Source organism: Rhizobium sp. NPDC090275, from assembly GCF_044772225.1.
Taxonomy (GTDB): domain Bacteria; phylum Pseudomonadota; class Alphaproteobacteria; order Rhizobiales; family Rhizobiaceae; genus Rhizobium.
Map to the genome: position 1 here is coordinate 685,784 of NZ_JBIVYL010000002.1, position 18,819 is coordinate 704,602.

General features: G+C 63.2%; 18 protein-coding genes. 7 read left to right on the plus strand and 11 right to left on the minus strand.

All coding sequences use genetic code 11. The features are described from left to right. Positions 1 to 29 precede the first annotated feature (29 nt). The 3 genes from ACIQUB_RS07725 to ACIQUB_RS07735 all read left to right on the plus strand — a co-directional run bounded on the left by ACIQUB_RS07725 (position 30) and on the right by ACIQUB_RS07735 (position 3,097). Entirely contained in the window at positions 30 to 1,241 is a 1,212-nt protein-coding gene (locus tag ACIQUB_RS07725; RefSeq protein WP_113235741.1) for a D-alanyl-D-alanine carboxypeptidase family protein, read from the plus strand. 142 nt (positions 1,242 to 1,383) lie between these two features. Next, complete coding sequence (gene tmk / locus ACIQUB_RS07730) at positions 1,384 to 2,079, plus strand: dTMP kinase (RefSeq protein ID WP_402929109.1); 696 nt, start codon at positions 1,384 to 1,386, stop codon at positions 2,077 to 2,079. Continuing rightward, positions 2,072 to 3,097 carry a DNA polymerase III subunit delta' gene (locus ACIQUB_RS07735; RefSeq protein WP_113235739.1) on the plus strand — a complete coding sequence of 342 codons (1,026 nt, stop codon included), beginning with the start codon at positions 2,072 to 2,074 and terminating at the stop codon, positions 3,095 to 3,097. Before tmk ends, ACIQUB_RS07735 begins: the two co-directional genes overlap by 8 nt. Positions 3,098 to 3,113: 16 nt before the next feature. Here ACIQUB_RS07735 and ACIQUB_RS07740 read toward each other — a convergent pair whose 3' ends face one another. Continuing rightward, a complete protein-coding gene (locus ACIQUB_RS07740) occupies positions 3,114 to 3,908 on the minus strand; it encodes a sulfite exporter TauE/SafE family protein (protein ID WP_113235738.1) in 795 nt (264 codons plus the stop codon). Positions 3,909 to 4,176: 268 nt separating this feature from the next. Between ACIQUB_RS07740 and metG the strand changes: the two genes are divergently transcribed. From metG to ACIQUB_RS07755, 3 genes are read left to right on the plus strand one after another with little or no spacing between them, the layout of a single operon-like run. Continuing rightward, positions 4,177 to 5,730, plus strand: a complete 1,554-nt coding sequence (gene metG, locus ACIQUB_RS07745) for a methionine--tRNA ligase (RefSeq protein WP_402929111.1) — start codon at positions 4,177 to 4,179, stop codon at positions 5,728 to 5,730. 7 nt (positions 5,731 to 5,737) lie between these two features. Then, positions 5,738 to 6,520: a TatD family hydrolase gene (locus ACIQUB_RS07750; RefSeq protein ID WP_113235737.1), complete on the plus strand. Its 783-nt coding sequence runs from the start codon at positions 5,738 to 5,740 to the stop codon at positions 6,518 to 6,520. A gap of 4 nt (positions 6,521 to 6,524) precedes the next feature. Beyond that, a complete protein-coding gene (locus ACIQUB_RS07755; RefSeq protein ID WP_113235736.1) occupies positions 6,525 to 7,358 on the plus strand; it encodes an MBL fold metallo-hydrolase in 834 nt (277 codons plus the stop codon). Positions 7,359 to 7,372: 14 nt separating this feature from the next. Here ACIQUB_RS07755 and atzF read toward each other — a convergent pair whose 3' ends face one another. The 10 genes from atzF to ACIQUB_RS07805 are packed head-to-tail and all read right to left on the minus strand — an operon-like array spanning position 7,373 to position 17,789. Further along, positions 7,373 to 9,193, minus strand: coding sequence for an allophanate hydrolase (gene atzF, locus ACIQUB_RS07760; RefSeq protein ID WP_402929112.1), 1,821 nt, complete (start codon positions 9,191 to 9,193; stop codon positions 7,373 to 7,375). Beyond that, positions 9,190 to 9,543: a cupin domain-containing protein gene (locus ACIQUB_RS07765; protein ID WP_113235734.1), complete on the minus strand. Its 354-nt coding sequence runs from the start codon at positions 9,541 to 9,543 to the stop codon at positions 9,190 to 9,192. Before ACIQUB_RS07765 ends, atzF begins: the two co-directional genes overlap by 4 nt. Next, positions 9,536 to 10,204, minus strand: a complete 669-nt coding sequence (locus ACIQUB_RS07770) for an isochorismatase family cysteine hydrolase (RefSeq protein WP_113235733.1) — start codon at positions 10,202 to 10,204, stop codon at positions 9,536 to 9,538. Before ACIQUB_RS07770 ends, ACIQUB_RS07765 begins: the two co-directional genes overlap by 8 nt. After that, positions 10,204 to 11,754: an ABC transporter ATP-binding protein gene (locus ACIQUB_RS07775; protein WP_113235732.1), complete on the minus strand. Its 1,551-nt coding sequence runs from the start codon at positions 11,752 to 11,754 to the stop codon at positions 10,204 to 10,206. The genes ACIQUB_RS07770 and ACIQUB_RS07775 overlap by 1 nt, the downstream gene beginning before the upstream one ends. A gap of 1 nt (position 11,755) precedes the next feature. Next, entirely contained in the window at positions 11,756 to 12,808 is a 1,053-nt protein-coding gene (locus ACIQUB_RS07780) for a ring-opening amidohydrolase (protein ID WP_113235731.1), read from the minus strand. After that, positions 12,808 to 13,509, minus strand: a complete 702-nt coding sequence (locus tag ACIQUB_RS07785) for an isochorismatase family cysteine hydrolase (RefSeq protein WP_113235730.1) — start codon at positions 13,507 to 13,509, stop codon at positions 12,808 to 12,810. Before ACIQUB_RS07785 ends, ACIQUB_RS07780 begins: the two co-directional genes overlap by 1 nt. A 12-nt stretch (positions 13,510 to 13,521) precedes the next feature. Further along, positions 13,522 to 14,538 carry a formamidase gene (locus ACIQUB_RS07790; RefSeq protein WP_113235729.1) on the minus strand — a complete coding sequence of 339 codons (1,017 nt, stop codon included), beginning with the start codon at positions 14,536 to 14,538 and terminating at the stop codon, positions 13,522 to 13,524. 42 nt (positions 14,539 to 14,580) lie between these two features. After that, entirely contained in the window at positions 14,581 to 15,507 is a 927-nt protein-coding gene (locus ACIQUB_RS07795) for an ABC transporter permease (protein WP_113235728.1), read from the minus strand. Then, on the minus strand, positions 15,507 to 16,646 hold the full coding sequence (locus tag ACIQUB_RS07800; RefSeq protein WP_113235727.1) for an ABC transporter permease: 1,140 nt from the start codon (positions 16,644 to 16,646) through the stop codon (positions 15,507 to 15,509). Before ACIQUB_RS07800 ends, ACIQUB_RS07795 begins: the two co-directional genes overlap by 1 nt. An 18-nt stretch (positions 16,647 to 16,664) precedes the next feature. Beyond that, positions 16,665 to 17,789 (minus strand): BMP family ABC transporter substrate-binding protein, encoded by a 1,125-nt coding sequence (locus ACIQUB_RS07805; protein WP_113235726.1) that lies wholly within the window; start codon positions 17,787 to 17,789, stop codon positions 16,665 to 16,667. A 326-nt stretch (positions 17,790 to 18,115) separates the two neighbouring features. Between ACIQUB_RS07805 and ACIQUB_RS07810 the strand changes: the two genes are divergently transcribed. Continuing rightward, positions 18,116 to 18,793: a GntR family transcriptional regulator gene (locus tag ACIQUB_RS07810; protein WP_113235841.1), complete on the plus strand. Its 678-nt coding sequence runs from the start codon at positions 18,116 to 18,118 to the stop codon at positions 18,791 to 18,793. Positions 18,794 to 18,819: the final 26 nt, after the last annotated feature.

The following is an 18,819-nucleotide window of genomic DNA, read 5'->3' on the forward strand; positions in this document are numbered from 1 at the left end:
CCTTCGGGGCCGGATCGATGAGGGTTTCGATGCTGAAACATATGCTTCGTCTCTGTGTCTGCCTGTTGCCGCTGGCTCAGGTCGTTTCGACCGATGCCGTGGCGGCACCCGCCGACGCCAACCAGTCGTTCGTCACCAAGGCGGCGCAGGCGTATATGGTCGAAGCGTCGACCGGCACGGTGCTGCTTGCCAAGAACGAACATCAGACCTTCTCGCCGGCCTCGCTTGCCAAGCTGATGACGGTCGAGCTCGTATTCGATGCGTTGACGAGCAAGCAGATCACGCTCGACACCCAATATCCCGTCTCCGAATTTGCCTGGCGCACCGGCGGCGCGCCGTCGCGCACCGCGACCATGTTCGCGGCGCTGAAATCCAATGTGCGTGTCGAGGATCTCGTGCGCGGGATCGCCATCCAGGGCGCCAACGACAGCTGCATCATTCTCGCCGAGGGCATGAGCGGCGGCGAGCCGGCATTTGCCGAAAGCATGACGCGCCGCGCCAAGACGCTGGGTATGCAGCACTCGCTTTTTGCCAACTCCACCGGTCTGCCCGATGGCAAGAGCAAGACCACGGCCTACGACATGGTCGCGCTGGCGGAGCGGCTGCAACAGGCTTATCCAGCCTATTATCCCTACTTCGCCCAGCCCGATTTCCAGTGGAACAAGATCTTCCAGCGCAACCGCAACCCGCTGCTCGGCTTCGGTCTCGGCGTCGACGGTCTGGCGACAGGCTTTGCCGAAGGCGAGGGCTACTCGATCGTGGCGTCGGCCGAGCGCAACGGCCGCCGGCTGTTCATGACGCTCGGCGGTATCGCATCCGACAAGGAGCGCACCGAGGAAGCCAAGCGCGTGCTCGAATGGGGCCTCAGCGCCTTCGAGATCCGCCAGCTCTTCGCGGAAAACGAGGTGATCGGAACGGCAAGCGTTTACGGCGGCGCATCGCGCAGCGTCGAACTCGTCGCCAAAAGCCCGATCAGCGTCTACATCCCGGTCAACAATCCCGACCGGCTTGCCGCCCGCATCGTCTATCACTGGCCGCTGCCGGCGCCGGTTGAGGCGGATCGCGAAATCGGAACGCTGCGTCTTTTCGCGGGTAGCAGACTGCTGCGCGAAGTGCCGCTCTACACCAAGACCGCGGTCGAGGAGGGCACTCTCAGCAGCCGCGCTGTCGATGCTGTGTTGGAACTCGGCGAAACGCTGCTGTTTTCCTGGCTCTGGGATAAGCCCGCCGAGCCCACATGATCGCCATAGTCGCGTTTCACCTTGTGACAAAGCTGAGAGATCGACGCGAAGCGGTTCCGCTCGCCATCATCTTCGGCTAGATGTACGGACGAGGTGCCACTGGCGCCGACTGAGTGCAGGCCAAGATCGCAGGAACATATTGTTGTCATCCGCTACCGGATTGTTCGTTACGTTTGAAGGCGGTGAGGGTGCTGGTAAGTCCACCCAGATCCGCCGACTGGCCGATGCCTTGCGCGCCAGGGGCCATGAGGTCGTAGTCACGCGCGAGCCGGGCGGTTCGCCGGGTGCGGAAGCCGTGCGCCATGTGCTGCTCTCGGGTGCTGCCGAATCCTTTGGAACGCGCATGGAAGCGATTCTCTTCGCCGCCGCCCGCAACGATCATGTTGAAGAGATCATCCGTCCGGCCCTTGGTCAGGGCAAGGTCGTGCTCTGCGATCGATTCATGGATTCCTCGCGCGTCTATCAGGGCGTGACGGGCAATCTGGAGCCCGATTTCATCGAAACGCTGCAACGCGTCGCGATCAACGGTGTCGTTCCCGATTGCACGCTGATGCTCGACTTGCCGGCCAAGGCAGGTCTTGAGCGCGCCAAGCGCAGGGGTGCTGCCGGCGACGTCGCGCCCGATCGCTTCGAGAAGGAAGAGATCGAAACCCACGAGAAGCGCCGCGAAGCCTTCCTCGACATAGCCTCGCGCGAACCCGAGCGCTGCCACGTCGTCAACGCCATGCAGACCGAGGAAGCGATCGCAGCAGAGATCGTCTCGATCGTCGGCCAGTTGCTGGCGCCCGCAGACGCCCCGAAGGTCGCCGAGCCGGCGATGAGTGCGACCGATGAGTGACGAGCACCCAAGCCTTCTCGACGGCGCCATCTGGCCGCCCGAAAACACCAAGCTCTTCGGTCACGAAGACGCCGAGGCCTTCCTCGCGCAGTCCTACCGTTCGGGCAAGGGCCACCACGCCCTCCTGATGGAAGGGCCGTCGGGGATCGGCAAGGCGACGCTCGCCTTCCGTTTCGCCAATCACGTCCTTTCGCATCCGGACCCGGAGACGGCGCCCGATATCATCGCCGATCCCGATCCGAGTTCATCCGTCAGCCGCCAGATCAATTCGGGCGCCTCGCACAACCTGCTGCATCTCGCCCGCCCGGTGGACGAGAAGACGGGCAAGGTGAAATCGGCGATCACCGTCGATGAAGTGCGCCGCGCCGGCCGCTTCTTCTCGCAGACATCGGGCACCGGCAACTGGCGCATCGTCATCATCGATCCCGCCGACGACATGAACCGAAGTGCCGCCAACGCCATTCTGAAGATCCTCGAGGAACCGCCGAAGCGCGCGTTGTTCCTGTTGATCTCGCACGCGCCCGGCAAGCTGCTCCCCACCATCCGCTCCCGCTGCCTGCCACTCAAGCTGTCGCCGCTCGGCGACAATGCGCTGCGCTCGGCTCTGGGGCATCTCGGCGTGGACGCAAATGACCCGTCGCTGCTGGCATCCGCCAATGGCAGCGTCGGTGAAGCGCTGAAGCTGGTGAACTACGGCGGTGGCGAGATCATCTCCGCCTACAACGAGGTTCTGACCCTGCAGGGACCATCGGCGCGCAAGGCGATGCACCGTCTGGCCGACGCGCTGTCTGGCAAGGAAAGCGACACGATCTTCGAGTTCTTTGCGGGCCATCTCGGCGACGATCTGATGGGCAAGGCGAAGGCTGCGGCGCTGGCGGGGCAGGTGGCCCAGGCCGAGCGCTTGTCGCGCTTGCACAGCGATATCATCGAACGCCTGACCGTCTCCGACGCCTACAATCTCGATCGCAAGCAGACGATCCTCAGCATTCTCGGCGACATCAAGCAGCCAGGACCTTGATCCGGTCAGTCCCTGATCAGGAAGTCAGAAGCTTGTAGGCGACGACGGCAAGTGTTGCCGCCAGCACAAGGCGGATGGTCCGCTCATGCAGCTTCGGCGCCAAAAGGCTGCCGGCGATGATCCCCGGGATCGAGCCGACGAGCAGCGCCGCAAGCATGAACCAGTCGATCTCGCCGATCATCCAGTATCCCATGCCGCCAATCAGCGTCAGTGGCACGGCGTGGACGATGTCGGAGCCGACGATCTCCCGCACATCGAGCCTGGGATAGAGCACGAGCAAGATGGTCACCCCCAGCGCGCCCGCGCCGACCGACGTCAACGTCACGAGAATACCGAGCGCCAGCCCGAGCACGACAGTGAGGATGCCAAGCGTCGCCGGCCGCAGCGTCCGCCGTTCGCCCATGGAGCGCTGCGCGAACGCCAGCACCTGTTTGCGAAATACCAGCATGAAGGCCGTCATGACGAGCAGCCAGCCAAGCGCCGTCGTGATCGTATGCGCGACTTCGATGCTCTTGCGATCGACGCCCGACAGCAGCCAGAGCATGATTAGCGCAGCCGGCACGCTGCCGGCGGCAAGACAGCCGACGATCCGCCAGTTGATGCGTCCATGCATGCCGTGAACGGCGGTGCCGGCGCTCTTGGTGACGGCCGCGTAGAGCAGGTCGGTCCCGACGGCGGTCGCCGGATGGACGCCGAATAGCAGAACCAGCAACGGTGTCATCAGCGAGCCACCACCGACACCGGTGATGCCGACAAGCGCGCCGACGAAGAAACCCGAGAGCGAATAAAGCGGATCGAAATGGGAGAACATCAAATCGCAGGCCCCAAGCCTGCATTCAAAAAGCCTAAGTGGGAGCGGTAGGCGCGGGGGACGGCTGATGTCACGTTTGCGGAACCCTGTTCTATGGTTCCCTTGGGTAGAATGCGGAAAAAAACGAGTCAAGCACGCGGCGGTCACGAAGATTGCACTGCTGCGTGTTGGAGGCATCGCTTTCCAAACTTACTGTTTCGCTTCGCCGCCACATGCGCTAAGGAGCGGCTATAGATTTCAAAGAATAAGCCGCACGAGAATGGCCGCCATGACAGACAAGACACCCTTCTACATCACCACCGCGATTTCCTACCCGAACGGCAAGCCGCATATCGGCCACGCCTACGAGCTGATCGCGACGGATGCCATGGCGCGCTACCAGCGCCTCGACGGCAAGGACGTGTTCTTCCTGACCGGCACCGACGAGCACGGCCAGAAGATGCAGCAGACGGCCCGCGCCGAAGGCATCACCGCGCAGGAACTCGCCGACCGTAACTCCGGCGAATTCCAGGCGATGGCCAAGCTCCTCAACGCCTCGAACGACGACTTCATCCGCACCACGCAGGAACGTCACCACGAGACATCGCGAAACATCTGGAACCTGATGGCCGACGCCGGCGACATCTACAAGGACAGCTATGCCGGCTGGTACTCGGTGCGCGACGAGGCCTATTACCAGGAAAACGAGACCGAGCTGCGCGCCGACGGCGTGCGCTACGGACCGCAGGGCACGCCCGTCGAATGGGTGGAAGAGGCGAGCTACTTCTTCAAGCTCTCCGAATACCAGGACAAGCTCCTGGCGCTCTATGAAGCCGAGCCCGATTTCATCGGCCCGGCCGAGCGTCGCAATGAGGTGATCTCTTTCGTCAAGTCGGGGCTCAAGGATCTGTCGATCTCGCGGACCACCTTCGACTGGGGCATCAAGGTGCCCAACGATCCGGAACACGTCATGTACGTCTGGGTCGACGCGCTGACCAACTATCTCACTGCCACCGGCTATCTCGAGGACAAGAACGGCCCGCGCGCGAAGTATTGGCCGGCCGACGTCCACATCATCGGCAAGGACATCATTCGCTTCCACGCCGTCTACTGGCCTGCCTTCCTGATGTCGGCCAAGCTGCCGCTGCCCAAGCGCGTCTTCGCGCATGGCTTCGTGCTGGCCAAGGGCGGCGAGAAGATGTCGAAGTCGCTCGGCAACGTGCTCGATCCGTTCGAGCTGATCAAGCATTTCGGCCTCGACGCGATCCGCTACTTCCTGATGCGCGAAATCTCCTTCGGCCATGACGGCAACTGCAGCGAGGACGCGATCGGCACCCGCATCAACGCCGACCTCGCCAACGGCATCGGCAACCTCGCCAGCCGTTCGCTGTCGATGATCGTCAAGAACTGCGACGGAAAGATCCCCGTCTGCGGCCCGCTGACCGACGAGGACAAGGCGATGCTGGCAGCCGCCGACGCGCTGCTCGCCTCGACCCGCGAGGACATGGAAAAGCAGCTCATCCACCGCGCGCTGACGTCGATCATATCGGTCGTGTCCGAAACCGACCGGTATTTCGCCGGCCAGCAGCCCTGGGCGCTGAAGAAGACCGATCCTGCTCGTATGGAGACCGTGCTTTACGTCACGGCCGAAGTCGTGCGCCAGATCGCCATCCTGCTGCAGCCCTTCGTTCCGGGCTCGGCCGAAAAGATGCTCGATCTCGTGGGTGCTGCCGCCGAAAAGCGCGACTTCACGGCCTTGGGTGAAGCCGGTCGCCTGGTTTCGGGCACGCCGCTCGAAGCGCCGACGCCGGTCTTCCCGCGCTACGTCGCGCCGCAGGCGTGAGGCTGAGATGCTGATCGATACCCATTGCCATCTGGATTTCGCCGACTTCGAGGAGGAGCGCGACGAGATCGTCAAGCGTGCGCACGATAGTGGCGTCAAGCAGATGGTGACGATCTCGACGCGCGTTCGCAAGTTGGACGGTCTTCTCGCGATCACCGAGAAGTATCCCTCCGTCTTCTGCTCCGTCGGCACGCATCCCAACAGTGCCGGCGAAGAGCTGGACATTGAGGCCGAAGACCTGATCCGCCTGGCGAACGCGCATGAAAAGGTCGTGGCGATCGGCGAGGCGGGTCTCGACTATTTCTATGACACGCAGAAGCCGGAGGACCAGAAGACCGGCTTTCTGCGCCACATCGAGGCGGCCCGCGAAACGAAGCTGCCGCTGGTCATCCACAGCCGCAGCGCCGACGAGGACATGGCCGCGATCCTGACGGAGGAGACGGGGAAGGGCGCCTTCCCCTTCATCCTGCACTGCTTCTCGGCTGGAGCTGACCTGGCCCGCGTTGGCGTCGAGCTCGGCGGCTACATTTCCTTCTCCGGCATCCTGACCTTCCCGAAGTCGCAGGAACTGCGTGACATCGCCGCCACCATCCCGCATGACCGCCTGCTGGTCGAAACGGACGCGCCATATCTGGCGCCAAAGCGCTGGCGCGGCAAGCGCAACGAGCCGTCCTATGTCGTCAACACGGCCGAGGTCTTGGCAGAGACGCTGGGCCTCAGCTATGCCGAGATGGCGGCGATCACGACGGACAATGCCTTCCGCTGCTTCTCCAAGATGCCGAGGATCTGACACGGTGGGCTACAGGCGGCGGTTCACCATTCTCGGCTGCTCGTCGTCACCAGGCGTTCCGCGTATCACCGGCGACTGGGGCGCCTGCAATCCCGACAATCCGAAGAACCGGCGCACCCGCGCCTCCTTCATGATCCAGCAATATGATGCCAACGGCGGCGTCACAACCGTGGTCATCGACACCGGACCGGATTTTCGCGAGCAGATGATCGCGGCCAAGGTCGGGCATATCGACGCCGTGATGTACACGCATCCGCACGCCGATCATATTCACGGGCTGGATGACCTGCGCGGCTACTATTTCGGCGCGCAGCAGCGCGTGCCGATCTATGCCGACGAAACGACCATGGACCGCATCCGCCAAGGCTTCGGCTATTGCCTGGAAACACCACCGGGAAGCAACTATCCGCCGATCGTCGAAGCAAGAGTGATCCACGATCTCGACAAGCCTGTTCATATCACCGGCGCGGGCGGTGCGATCTCCTTGCGCCCGCACGTGCAGCAGCACGGCGACATCACCTCACTCGGCTTCCGCATCGGCGACGTCGCTTATTGCAGCGATATCAGCGACTTCCCGCCGGAAACCGTGCCGAAGCTGCAGGGCCTCGATGTCCTGATCATCGACGCGCTCCAATATCGCTACCACCCGAGCCATCTGTCGCTGGAGCAATCGCTGGAATGGATCGGTCGCTTGCAGCCGAAGCGCGCGATCCTCACACACATGCACACCCCACTCGACTACGACACCGTCATGGCCGAAACGCCCGATTATGTCGTCCCGGCTTACGACCAGATGAGCTTCGAGATCGAGCTGGAAAACCTGGAGCGCGGGGCCTAAGCCAACGCGCGACATCATCGCGCGCCGCCGACCTTCTGCTGCGATCCCGCCTCGACATAGCTGCGCCAGCCGCCATAGCCGGTGATATCGGCGGCACCGGAGATGGCCACGGCCTCGACCAGAAACCCCTTCACTTCGGTTCCATCCGAAAGCGAAATGCTGCCGATCCCGAGCGGCGAGGGGATCGCCGCCACGAAGCGGCCGAAGGCATCCGGCGTCAACCGCCACACTTCCACATCGATCGCGCCTCCGGTGGCCGCTTCGACACGGATCAGCCCCGGCTTGGCGGGCACCTGGCCGGCGAGCGCATAAAGGCGGTAGGCATCCGTCGTCCGCGCCTCGCGCATAAAGCGAGCATCGAGTTCGCGAAGCTGACCGTTGAGCGGCATCCCCGAGAGATGCGCCCCGACCACGACGATATCGATCCCTGGCTCGATCTCCGCATCATGCTGCACAGCATTCGGCAACGGCCAACCGGTCGCACCCAGCGTCAGCCCGGAGGCACGATGGATGTCGCGGGCAAGCGATGCTGTCAGCCCATCCCGGCCGAAGGGCGCCAACAGGGTGACACTCGCCGGCAGGCCGTCCGAGCGTTTGCCGGTGGGAACGGCGATGCCGCACATATCCAGCAGGTTGACGAAGTTGGTGTAGGTTCCCAGCCGCGAATTTTCGCGGATCGGCTCGGCGGCGAGATCGGCAAGCGTATAGTGGCTCGGAGCCGTCGGCACGCAGAAGAGATCGACGGAGGCGATCACGGGTGCGAGCTTCCGCTTCATCGCCTGCAGCGCATAGAATCCATTGAACGCATCCGCCGCCGTCAGCGTCTTGGCCGCGCCATAGATCTTGCGGGTTACCGGGTGGAAGCTTGCTTCACGCGCATCGAAGAAATCCTTCACCGCCGCATAACGCTCGGCAACCCAGGCGCCCTCGTAAAGCAGGTTGGCCACATCGTAGAAATCGCCGAATGGCACTTCGACGATCAGATGACCAAGACCCCGAAGCATATCGATCGCATCCTCATAAGATGCCGCCATCACGGCATCGCCGAAGAAACGCAGATCCGCCTTCGCGGGCACGCCGATGGTCAGCATCGGCGGCAGCCGGCCGTAACCCGTCGCCGGCACCGCGCGCGAATAGGCATCCTCGCCATCCTCCCGGGCGGCGACGCTGAAGACACGCCAGGCGTCATCGACGGAAAGCGCGAAGATCGACACGCAGTCGAGCGTTCGGCAGGCAGGAATGACGCCTTTCGTCGACAGCGCGCCGACACTCGGCTTCAGCCCGACAATATTGTTGAGCCCGGCCGGAATGCGCCCGGAGCCGGCGGTATCCGTGCCAAGCGCGAAGCTGACGATCCCCTGCGCCGTCGCCACCGCCGACCCTGAGCTCGATCCGCCCGGCACCAGCGTCGGATCGATCGCATTGCGCGGGATAGGATAGGGCGAACGAACGCCGACGAGACCGGTAGCGAACTGGTCGAGGTTGGTCTTGCCGATCACAAGCGCCCCGGCTTCCCTGAGCAGCCGCACCACGGTCGCATCGGCGGTCGCGTCATAGGCATAATCGGGGCAGGCGGCCGTCGTCGGCATGCCGGCCACGTCGATATTGTCCTTCACGGCGAAGGGAATGCCCCAAAGCGGCTTTGCCGCCGGATCGAAGGCGCCGAGAGCGGCGGCCTCGGCGAGCAGCGATTGGCGGTCGGCGAGATGTAGGAAGATACCGGGATCATCGACGGCGGCGATCCGCGCGAACATCTGATCGATGATCTCGGCCACCGTGCAGCCAGCGGCATAGAAGGCGTGCAACGAAGCGATATCGAAGGCGGGCGTGCTCATGCCGCGACCTCCTCGAGGATTTTCACCGGCCGGTCCCACTGTATCAGCACCACACAGCCCGTGTCGCTCCACACCGAATGCTCGGTGCCGATGGCGTTGACCACATAGCTCCCCTTGCCATAGTCGCCCGCTTCGTCCGACTGGACGCCATCGAGCACCAGGATCGTCTCCAGCCCCTCATGCCGATGCCGGGGCACGGACGCGCCGGCCTCGTATTTCAACAGCGCCACGCCCGGCTGGTCGCCCTCGAAGGGCTTGATCCAGTGGATGGTCACGCCATCGCGGAACGGCCCGAAAGCCAAGTCCTTCCACCCGCCGGATGTCAGCAGTTCGCGCGTTGTCTCAGGCATGACTGATCGTCTCCAATATGTCATCGATATCGGCCGTCCACCCGACGATCGCCCCTTGGGCGCGGATCATCGCAATGGCGGCTTCCTTGAATTCCGGGAAATAGCTTTCGGTCGCCTGCACGCAGAGCAGACATTCGTAGCCTCGGTCATTGGCCTCGCGCATCGTCGTCTGCACGCAGACCTCGGTCGTCACGCCCGCAAACACCAGCTGCGTGACGCCTCTTTTCTTCAGCACGTCGCCAAGCTCGGTCGCATAGAAGGCGCCTTTGCCTGGTTTCTCGATGACGACTTCGCCATCGATGGGCGCGACTTCCGGCAGGATCGCCGTACCCGGCTCGCCGGCGATCAGGATCCGCCCCATCGGCCCCTCGTCGCCGATCCTGAGGCTCGGCTTGCCCCGGTTGCGCTTGGCGGCAGGCAGGTCCGAGAGGTCCGGCCGGTGGCACTCCATCGTGTGAATGACCGGCAGCCTGGCATCGCGAAAGCCCTGGATCAGCCGCTTGACGTCAGGCACGATCCTGGTGATCCGACCGACATCATTGCCGAGGCTGGCGCCGAAGCCGCCGGGTTCGGCGAAGTCGCGCTGCATGTCGATGACGACGAGCGCGATCTCCTGTTTTCGGAAAGGAAAATCAAACGGTTGCGCCTTGATTTCAGCCATCAGTGATGCCCCGCCATATGCGCGCCGATCACGGAGATATCGGCAGCCAGCGCCGGCGTCTCATAGACCAGTTTGCCCTCCGAGATCACCATGATCCGGTCGGACATCTCCAGCAGTTCGTCGAGGTCCTCGGACAACAGCAGCACCGCCGCACCCGAATTGCGCGCCCGCATAATCCGCGCCCGGATCTCCGCCACCGCCGAGAAATCGAGGCCGAAGCACGGGTTGGAGACAATCAATAGATCGACCTCGCCGGTGAGCTCGCGTGCCAGCACCGCCCGTTGCACGTTGCCGCCCGAAAGGGCTGCGATCGGCGAGGACGACGACGCGGTCTTCACCTTGAAATCGGCGATCAGGTCGGTCGCGCGCTTGCGCATCTTGCCCTTGCTGAGCCAGATCGCATCCTTGCCGTCGGCCTTCAGATCGAAGGTGCGGAAGGCGAGGTTTTCGCTGACAGTCATCTTCGGCGCGCAGGCGTTCTGCAGCGGTTCCTCGGGGATGAAGCGCACATTGTTGCGTCGCGTTTCCGGCCGCGTCGCGCCGTAGGCGTCGCCATTGACTTCGACGGTGCCCGCATCGGTCGTCCGCTGGCCGGCGAGGATTTCAGTCAGTTCCTTCTGGCCGTTGCCGGAAATGCCGGCGATGCCGACGATCTCGCCGGATCGCACCGTCAGGTTGTCGATCTCGATCGTTTTCAGCCCGGACCGATCCGGCGCCTTCACCTTCTCGACCTTCAGAACCGGCTTGGCGGCCGACGACACCGGCACACGCGTGTCGAGATCGGCGAGCTTCACATCGCCGATCATCATCGCCGCCATATCGGACGTGGAGAGCTCGCCGACCTTGCCTGATCCCACCAGCTTGCCGCGCCGGAGGATCGAGACGGCGTCCGCGAACTTGGTGACCTCGTGGAACTTGTGCGAGATCATCAGCACGGTCAGCTCGCCGCGCTCCGTCATCCCGCGCACCAGCCCGAGCATTTCGTCGGCCTCGGCGGGCGTCAGCACCGAGGTAGGCTCGTCGAGCACCAGGAAGGATCGGCCGAGATAGAGCTGCTTGACGATCTCCAGCTTCTGCTTCTCACCGGCCGCCAATTCGCTCACCGGCCGGTCGAGCGGAATCTTGAATGGCATCCGCTCCATGAAGGCGGCAAGGTCCTTGCGCTCCTTGGCCCAGTTGATGATCGCGGGCACTGCGGCACGGCTGATGACGAGGTTCTCGGCGCCGGTCAGTGATGGCACCAGTGTGAAATGCTGGTAGACCATGCCGAGCCCATAAGTCGCCGCATCCTTGGGCGAGGCGACCGCCACCTCGCGACCATCGACCGACAGCGAGCCCGAGGTCTGGTGGTAGAAACCCATGATGCATTTCACCAGCGTCGACTTGCCGGCGCCGTTTTCGCCGAGCAGCGCGTGGAAGCTGCCGGCCGGGATGTCGACCGAGACGTGGTCGAGCGCCGTGAAGCTGCCGAAGCGCATGGTCATGTCTAGGGTCTGGATGCCGACGGCCTTGCCGGCCTGCGGAAGAGGCGTGTCGCGGACTATGCTCACTTCAGGTTTCCTTTTCGACGATGATTGCCACGGGACCGCCACCGGGCGGCCCCTGATGCTCGGCGCCACCCGAGACGTAGAGATCGGTCGTTCCGAACACGCCACCAAGCACGCCGCCGACGAAGGCGCGGGCATGGCGCGTGCCGGATATATCGGAATCGCCGAGCATGGTGTGCCGCTTGCCGCGCACTTGGCCGCTCGGGTCCGGTTCCGCCTTGGCCAGCACCGCCGCAAGCTTGCCCGAAGGCAGTCGCGCATAAGCTGCCTTGACCGACTGCACATCGATTGCGTCCTGCATGACGGCATGGTCGATCTGGAACGGACCGGACCATTTGGAGCTCATGCCGAGCACGACGATCTCGTGATCCAGCAACTCGACGCCGGCGGATGCCGACGCGCAGCGCGAATAGAGTTCGTGACGCATGCCGATATCGCCATCGGTGATCTCGTCCGCATCGATCTCGCCAAGCGCCACCGCGACCCCAAGCGCCGACGCGCCGCGCGAAAGCCCCATGGATTTCAGCGTATCGCGCGTGGCGACGGTCTTGCCGGATGCTTCGACCTTCGCGATCCGCTGCGTCGTCAGCAGCGGGCACTTGATCTGCACGAAATGCACATCCGACATATCCTCGATCCCGGCATCCCGGATCGCGGCCTTCACGGCCTCGGCCACCATCAGCACCTGTGCCAGGCGTCCGAGATCATGCGAGGGCAGGGCAGGCGTCCGTGCCGCGCCGATCGCCAGCGCCCGTGTCGCCGGCGCTTCGGTCTCCTCGCGGGCAAACACCGTCCAGTGCGGCGACAGCGCCCCTTCGGTGCCGCCGGACATAACGATCGACACGCCCTCGACGCCGTGTCGGCGAAACAGCGCCTCGAAACTCGATGTCGCATAGCCACGGGTGAAATCGTTGACGCAGCCGTTGCCCTCGGTCTTGCCGAGAATGGCGACGACATTCTCCGGCTTCAAGCCGGCAGCAAACAGCGCCTCGACGCCGGAGACATCATCCGGCCCGTCGGCCGGCACGCGAAAGACCTGGGCACGCATTGATGGCATCAGACGAGCGCCTCGATCAGGGCCTTGGAATTCGAAACCGAGCCGAACACGCCGCCCTGCATTTTCACCATGTGGATGGCTGCGAGGTGGTTGTTGTAGTCGGTGGCGCCGCAGCAATCCTCCAACAGCAAGCATTCGAAGCCGCGGTCGTTGGCCTCGCGCATGGTGGTGGAGACGCAGACGTCGGTGGTGATGCCGGTAAGAATGATGTTCTCGATGCGCTTCTGGTTGAGGATCAGTTCGAGATCCGTGGCGCAGAACGAGCCCTTGCCCGGCTTGTCGATGATCACTTCGCCGTCGAGAGGATAGAGCTCGGGAATGATATCCCAGCCCGGCTCTCCGCGCACCAGGATGCGACCGCAAGGCCCGGCGTCGCCGATGCCGGCGCCGATCCGCTGCGAGCGCCAGCGCTTGTTGGCCGGCAGGTCGGCGAGGTCGGGCCGGTGGCCCTCGCGGGTGTGGATGATGTGGTAGCCCTTGGCGCGCATCGCCTTCAGCACCGCCTTGATCGGCTCGATCGGCGCCTGCACCAAAGCGAGGTCGTAGCCCATGTGATCGACATAGCCGCCCTTGCCGCAGAAGTCGGTCTGCATGTCGATGATGATGAGCGCCGTATTGTCGGGCCTGAGCGCCCCGTTATAGGGCCAGGGATAGGGATCGGCCTTGACGTAGTGCTCTTTTGCCTCGGTCATCATGTCCATCATCCGTCTCCTCTATTCGCCCGCAAGCTTGAATGTTTCGCCATAGCGCCTCGCCGGCTTGTCGAAGCCGCAGGAGGTGCCGTCGGTGATCTTGATGTCCGCTTCCCACGGCAGCTTGTATTGGCCCGCGATCAGGTCGTGCATGTAGCTGTAGGGCGCGTCGCCCGCGCCGCCCGCGACGGCGACATAGCCGCGATGGCCGAACTGGTAGATGTTGTTTTCCACACCCCAGCCGAGCCGCGCCTCGCGCACCAGGTCAGGCCTGACTTCGGCGGTGATGATCTCGTTGACCCGGCCGGACGTGCCGTGGGCGATGATCGATCCGTCGAAATTGCAGATCATACCTTCGCCCATGCTGTCGAAGGTGCCATCAGAGCCGCACATGCACACGCTCGCGGTGACCATGAGGTTACAGAAGGCGTTGGACTGGTTGGTGAATTTCCAGCTGTCGCGGATCGGCGCGGTATAGCCCGCCGTGCGGATCATGATCTCGGCGCCCTTGTAGGCGCACTCCCGCGCCATCTCGGGGAACATGCCGTCATGGCAGATGATCAGCGCCAGCTTGGCGCCCTTTGGACCATCGATGACGGGAATGCCGAGATTGCCTGGCTCCCATGGTTCGACCGGCACCCAGGGATGCAGCTTGCGGTAATAGAGCTTCAGTTCGCCCGTGTCGTCGATGACGATGCCGGAATTATAGGGCATGCCGCCGGGGTTGAATTCCATGATCGAGAAGCAGCCCCAGATCCTGTTGTCCAGGCACGCCTTCTTGAAGGCCGCGACCTCAGGTCCGTCCAGCCGGCACATGATGTCAGGATTGATATCCATCGATAGCCCATGCAGCGCATATTCGGGGAACACGACGAGATCCATGCCCGGCTGGTTGCGCCGTGCCTTGCCGACGAGGTCGACGATGAGCTGCGTCTGCCGCGCCAGATCCTCCTTGGTGACAGTCACGGGGAGTTGCAACTGCACAAGGCCGATGCCGACGCCGTGTTCGGATTTGTTGAGGCCGCCGAGACCGTTCATGGCTAAATCCCTATTTCAAAACAGAATTACTGGGTGAGTGACTTATTTCGTGAGTGACAGGGCCCCCGGCGCACCCGCAAGCGAACGAGTGGGCGAGGAAGTGGCGATCAGGATGGCGAGCGTCAGCACGTAAGGTGCTGCGTAGAACAGGTAGTAGCCTTGCGTGACGCCGACCGATTGCAGGGCAGGGCCGAGCGCGCCCGCACCACCGAAGAGCAGGGCGGCGAGGAAGCAGCCGATCGGGTTCCAGCGCGCGAAGATGACCAACGCTACCGCCATCAGACCCTGGCCGGATGAAATGCCTTCGTTCCAGGAACCCGGGTAGTAGAGCGAGAGATAGGCCCCGCCGACCGCAGCTAGAGATCCGCCGGCCGCCGTGGCGAGCAGGCGAACGCGATCCGGATCGATGCCCATGGCCCGCGCCGCATCCGTACTGTCGCCGACGACGCGCAGGATGAGGCCGACGCGGGTGTTCTTGAACGCCCACCACAGCGCCACCGCGAGCAGCGCGCCGATGACGAAGAGCACATTGATGTTCAACGCCGCCTGCACCTGCGGCAGGCTCGACCAGCCGCCGAGCGGGATCGACGGCAGATGCGGCGCCACCGGCTTGATGAAGGGCTTGCCGAGGAAGAAGGCCATGCCCAGGCCGAACTGCATCATGGCGATGCCGATCGCGATATCGTTGACCTTCGGCCACTTGCAGATCCAGCCGTGCACTAGGCCGAAGACGGCGCCCGTCGCCATGGCCGCGAGCACGCCGAGCCAGGCCGAACCGCTCATGACGGCTACCGCGTAGGCCGTCATCGCGCCGAAGACCAGCGTTCCCTCGAGCCCGAGATTGATGCGACCCGATCGCTCTGTAATCGTCTCGCCGAGGCTGACGAAGATGAAGGGTGTGGAGACACGGATGGCGCCGGCGAGGATCGCCAGTGGTACACCCCATATGCCGATACCGGTATCGTCCATCACGGGTTCCTCTTCCAAAGGTCGGGGTTGAAGATCTTGAAGCGTCCGTAGAAGGTCTCGAACAGCAGGATGACGACGAAAAGCGTTCCCTGCAGCACCAGCACGGTCGCATCCGGCAGGCCCATGCGCCGCTGTATCAACCCGCCCGAGGCATCGATGCCGCCCAGCAGGATGGCCACGGGAATGATCGCCAGCGGATTGTGTCGCGCCAGGAAGGCGACGAGGATGCCCGTGTAACCATAGCCGGCCGCGATCGAGGCATTGGCGCTGCCCTGGACGGCGGCCACTTCGATCATGCCCGCAAGCCCGGCGAAGCTGCCGGCAATCGCCGTGAAGCCGACGATCAGTCGCCCCACCGGCAATCCCTGGATCTGCGCGGCGCGCACATTGCCGCCGGCGATGCGGGCGGCAAAGCCGTAGCTCGTCACCTCGATCAGGATCCAAGAGACAGTGCAGGCAACGATACCGATCACCAGACCCCAGTGCACGTCCATGCCCGGTATCTTGCCCATCATGTATTCCGCCGGCAGCGGCGCTGTGGAGGGCTTGTTGAGGCTGGCTGGATCGCGCAGCGGCCCCTCGACGAACTGGTTCATCAGCGCAATCGCGATATAGGCGAGCAGCAGCGAGGAGATCGTCTCGTTCACCCCGCGATAGTGCCGCAGGAAGCCCGCAAAGCCGATCCAGATGCCGCCGACCACCATGGCCGCCGCCGCCATCAGAAGCAGCACCAGGATGGCGGGCAGGGTGCCGATGAAGGGAAGGGCGATTGCCGCCGCCGCCACGCCGCCAAGCACCACCGCTCCCTCACCGCCGATGATCGTCAGCCCAAGCCTTGCCGGCAGCGCCACGCAGAGCGCCGTCAGAAGCAGCGGCGCGGAACGGCTGAGGCTGTTCTGCACCGAAAACCAGCTGCCGAAGCCGCCGGTATACATGAGCTGGAAAAGCACGGCCGGCGACTTGCCGACCGCCATGATGAAGAGCGAGAAAAGCGCCAGACCGACCAGGATCGCGCCGAGACTGATGACGACGGGCTCGGCCCGCCGCGCCAGCCATTCCAGCAACGGCCCCAGGAAGGACCGCGCCGGCGTATCGGAGATTGCAGGCGATAGGGATGGAGTGTTCGCCTCGATTGTCATGACGCTTCTCCCTCTGGCTTAAGCCGTGGATCCGACAACGCCCTCGACCAGATAGTCCATGCTCTCGAGCTCGATGGCGTCCTCGGCGAGCGCCTTGTCGGCGGCGACGATGACGTTGCCCTTGTTGTCCTTCATCGGTCCCTTGAAGACCGAGAACTTGCCGCTCATGATCTCGGCATGGACGGCCTCGAACTTGGTGCGGGCTTCAGCCGATACGGCCGGCCCGAGCGGGCTCATCTTGACGAAGCCGTCCTTCAGGCCGCCGCGCACGAAATTGCCGAGCTTCTCGCCGGCCTGCGCCTTCTTGACGAAATCGATGTAGACGTTGCCCCAGGCCCACTCGGCGCCTGTGAGATACTTTTCCGGCGCCAGCGGGCTCTGGTTGGCGTGGTAGCCGCAGACGAAGGCGCCGCGACCGGCCGCGGTCTCGACCACCACCTTCGGGCTATCGACATGGCAGGTGATGACATCGGCGCCCTGGTCGACCAGCGCGTTGGTGGCTTCCGCTTCCTTCACCGCCAGCGACCATTCGCCGGTGAAAATCACCTGGCAGGTGATGGCGGGATCGACCGAGCGCGCGCCGAGCAGGAAGGAGTTGATGTTCTGCAGCACCTGCGGGATCGGCTTGGCGGCGACGAAGCCGATCTTCTTGCTTTTCGAGGCGTAACCGGCAGCGATCCCGTTGAGATACTGACCCTGGCCGATATAGCCGAAATAGGAGCCGGTATTCATCGGGTTCTTGCCCTCCTGCCAGAGGCCGCCGCAATGGCGGAACTGGATGTCGGGATATTTCGCGGCCATGGCCAGCATGTGCGGATCGAAATAGCCGAACGAGGTCGGGAAGAGCAGCGTCGCGCCATCGAGATTGATCATCGATTCCATCGTCTTCTGGACATCGACGGTCTCAGGCACATTTTCCTCTTCGACGACGGTGATGCCAGGCATTGCCTTGACGGCTGCGGCACCTTCTGCATGTGCCTGGTTATAGCCATAGTCGTCCTTGGGGCCGACATAGATGAAGCCGATGGTCAGCGCAGTCTGCGCCATGGCGCGACCTGACAGCAGGCCCGGCGTCATCGCCAGCGCGCCGGCGGCGGAAGCCTGGAGGAAATGGCGGCGATTCATGGAAAGGAGCTTGGTCATTGCGATTCTCCCTGCGGCAAGGCCGCGTCAAACAAATGGTTGCAGGAGAAAGTGCATGCAATGAGCGTGCCAGCTTTTAACCCGTTGTTATTGCGTATTTTTCAAAAGAGGGGAGGCGAGAGCGCGTAAACTGTATGCAGATTGCAATCTAGATGTGATTAAAAATGCATCCATGTGCGAAAAATCGGCGTATGCGGCTGATAACACCAAAGAAATGCTGCATATAGACATTCACATAAGTGCATAAGACACTGCAAATATGAAATTATTTGACTTTCCGTGTTTCGCCATTCATCTGTATGCAATATGAAATGCAGAGTTCTGAAGTGAAGCAGATCAGGCGCAGACAGGTCATACGCACAGGCACCACCGTCGAGCAGATGGTGCGCGCCATCGCGGATATGATCGTCACCGGCGTCATGCATCCCGGCGAGCGGCTGGATGAACTCTCCCTTGCTGTCCGTTTCGACGTCTCCAGAACGCCGGTGCGCGAGGCCTTGCGCGAACTGGGCGCCATGGGTCTCGTCGATCGCGAACCAAACCGCAGCGCCGTGGTCGCGAATGTCACGGAAGCCTATCTGCACTCCATGTTCGAGGCTATGTCGGAACTGGAAGCCATCTGCGCACGGCTGGCCGCTGAACGCATGACCGTCGATGAGCGCCACGCGCTCGAACTCGAACATCGCGCATCGGCGAGATTGGTTCACGCCAACGCCCAGGAAGACTACGCCGCCCACAACACGGAGTTCCACACCAGGCTCTATCGCGGCGCCCATAACGACCATATCTACGAAATGGTGACGCAGACCCGCGCACGCCTTGCGCCCTTCCGCCGTGCGCAATTCCGGCTCCCAGGGCGCCTCGCCAAGTCCTATGACGAGCACGACGTCATCGTCACGGCGATCATGCGCGGCGATAGCGCTGCAGCCAGCCAGGCCGCCTTTTCGCATGTTGCCATCGTCAGCGATGCCAGTATTGTATTCGCATCCGACAAGGCGGAGTGATCTTCGTCTTGGATATCAACAATGAA

Excerpts from the sequence above, each read along its gene's own strand:
- atzF (WP_402929112.1), bottom strand. The coding sequence starts at position 9,193 with ATGAGCACGCCCGCCTTCGATATCGCTTCGTTGCACGCCTTCTATGCC.
- metG (WP_402929111.1), top strand. The coding sequence starts at position 4,177 with ATGACAGACAAGACACCCTTCTACATCACCACCGCGATTTCCTACCCG.
- ACIQUB_RS07765 (WP_113235734.1), bottom strand. The coding sequence starts at position 9,543 with ATGCCTGAGACAACGCGCGAACTGCTGACATCCGGCGGGTGGAAGGAC.
- ACIQUB_RS07780 (WP_113235731.1), bottom strand. The coding sequence starts at position 12,808 with ATGCCATCAATGCGTGCCCAGGTCTTTCGCGTGCCGGCCGACGGGCCG.
- ACIQUB_RS07795 (WP_113235728.1), bottom strand. The coding sequence starts at position 15,507 with ATGGACGATACCGGTATCGGCATATGGGGTGTACCACTGGCGATCCTC.
- ACIQUB_RS07800 (WP_113235727.1), bottom strand. The coding sequence starts at position 16,646 with ATGACAATCGAGGCGAACACTCCATCCCTATCGCCTGCAATCTCCGAT.
- ACIQUB_RS07725 (WP_113235741.1), top strand. The coding sequence starts at position 30 with ATGCTGAAACATATGCTTCGTCTCTGTGTCTGCCTGTTGCCGCTGGCT.
- ACIQUB_RS07750 (WP_113235737.1), top strand. The coding sequence starts at position 5,738 with ATGCTGATCGATACCCATTGCCATCTGGATTTCGCCGACTTCGAGGAG.
- ACIQUB_RS07770 (WP_113235733.1), bottom strand. The coding sequence starts at position 10,204 with ATGGCTGAAATCAAGGCGCAACCGTTTGATTTTCCTTTCCGAAAACAG.
- ACIQUB_RS07785 (WP_113235730.1), bottom strand. The coding sequence starts at position 13,509 with ATGGACATGATGACCGAGGCAAAAGAGCACTACGTCAAGGCCGATCCC.
- ACIQUB_RS07735 (WP_113235739.1), top strand. The coding sequence starts at position 2,072 with ATGAGTGACGAGCACCCAAGCCTTCTCGACGGCGCCATCTGGCCGCCC.
- ACIQUB_RS07790 (WP_113235729.1), bottom strand. The coding sequence starts at position 14,538 with ATGAACGGTCTCGGCGGCCTCAACAAATCCGAACACGGCGTCGGCATC.
- ACIQUB_RS07805 (WP_113235726.1), bottom strand. The coding sequence starts at position 17,789 with ATGACCAAGCTCCTTTCCATGAATCGCCGCCATTTCCTCCAGGCTTCC.
- ACIQUB_RS07740 (WP_113235738.1), bottom strand. The coding sequence starts at position 3,908 with ATGTTCTCCCATTTCGATCCGCTTTATTCGCTCTCGGGTTTCTTCGTC.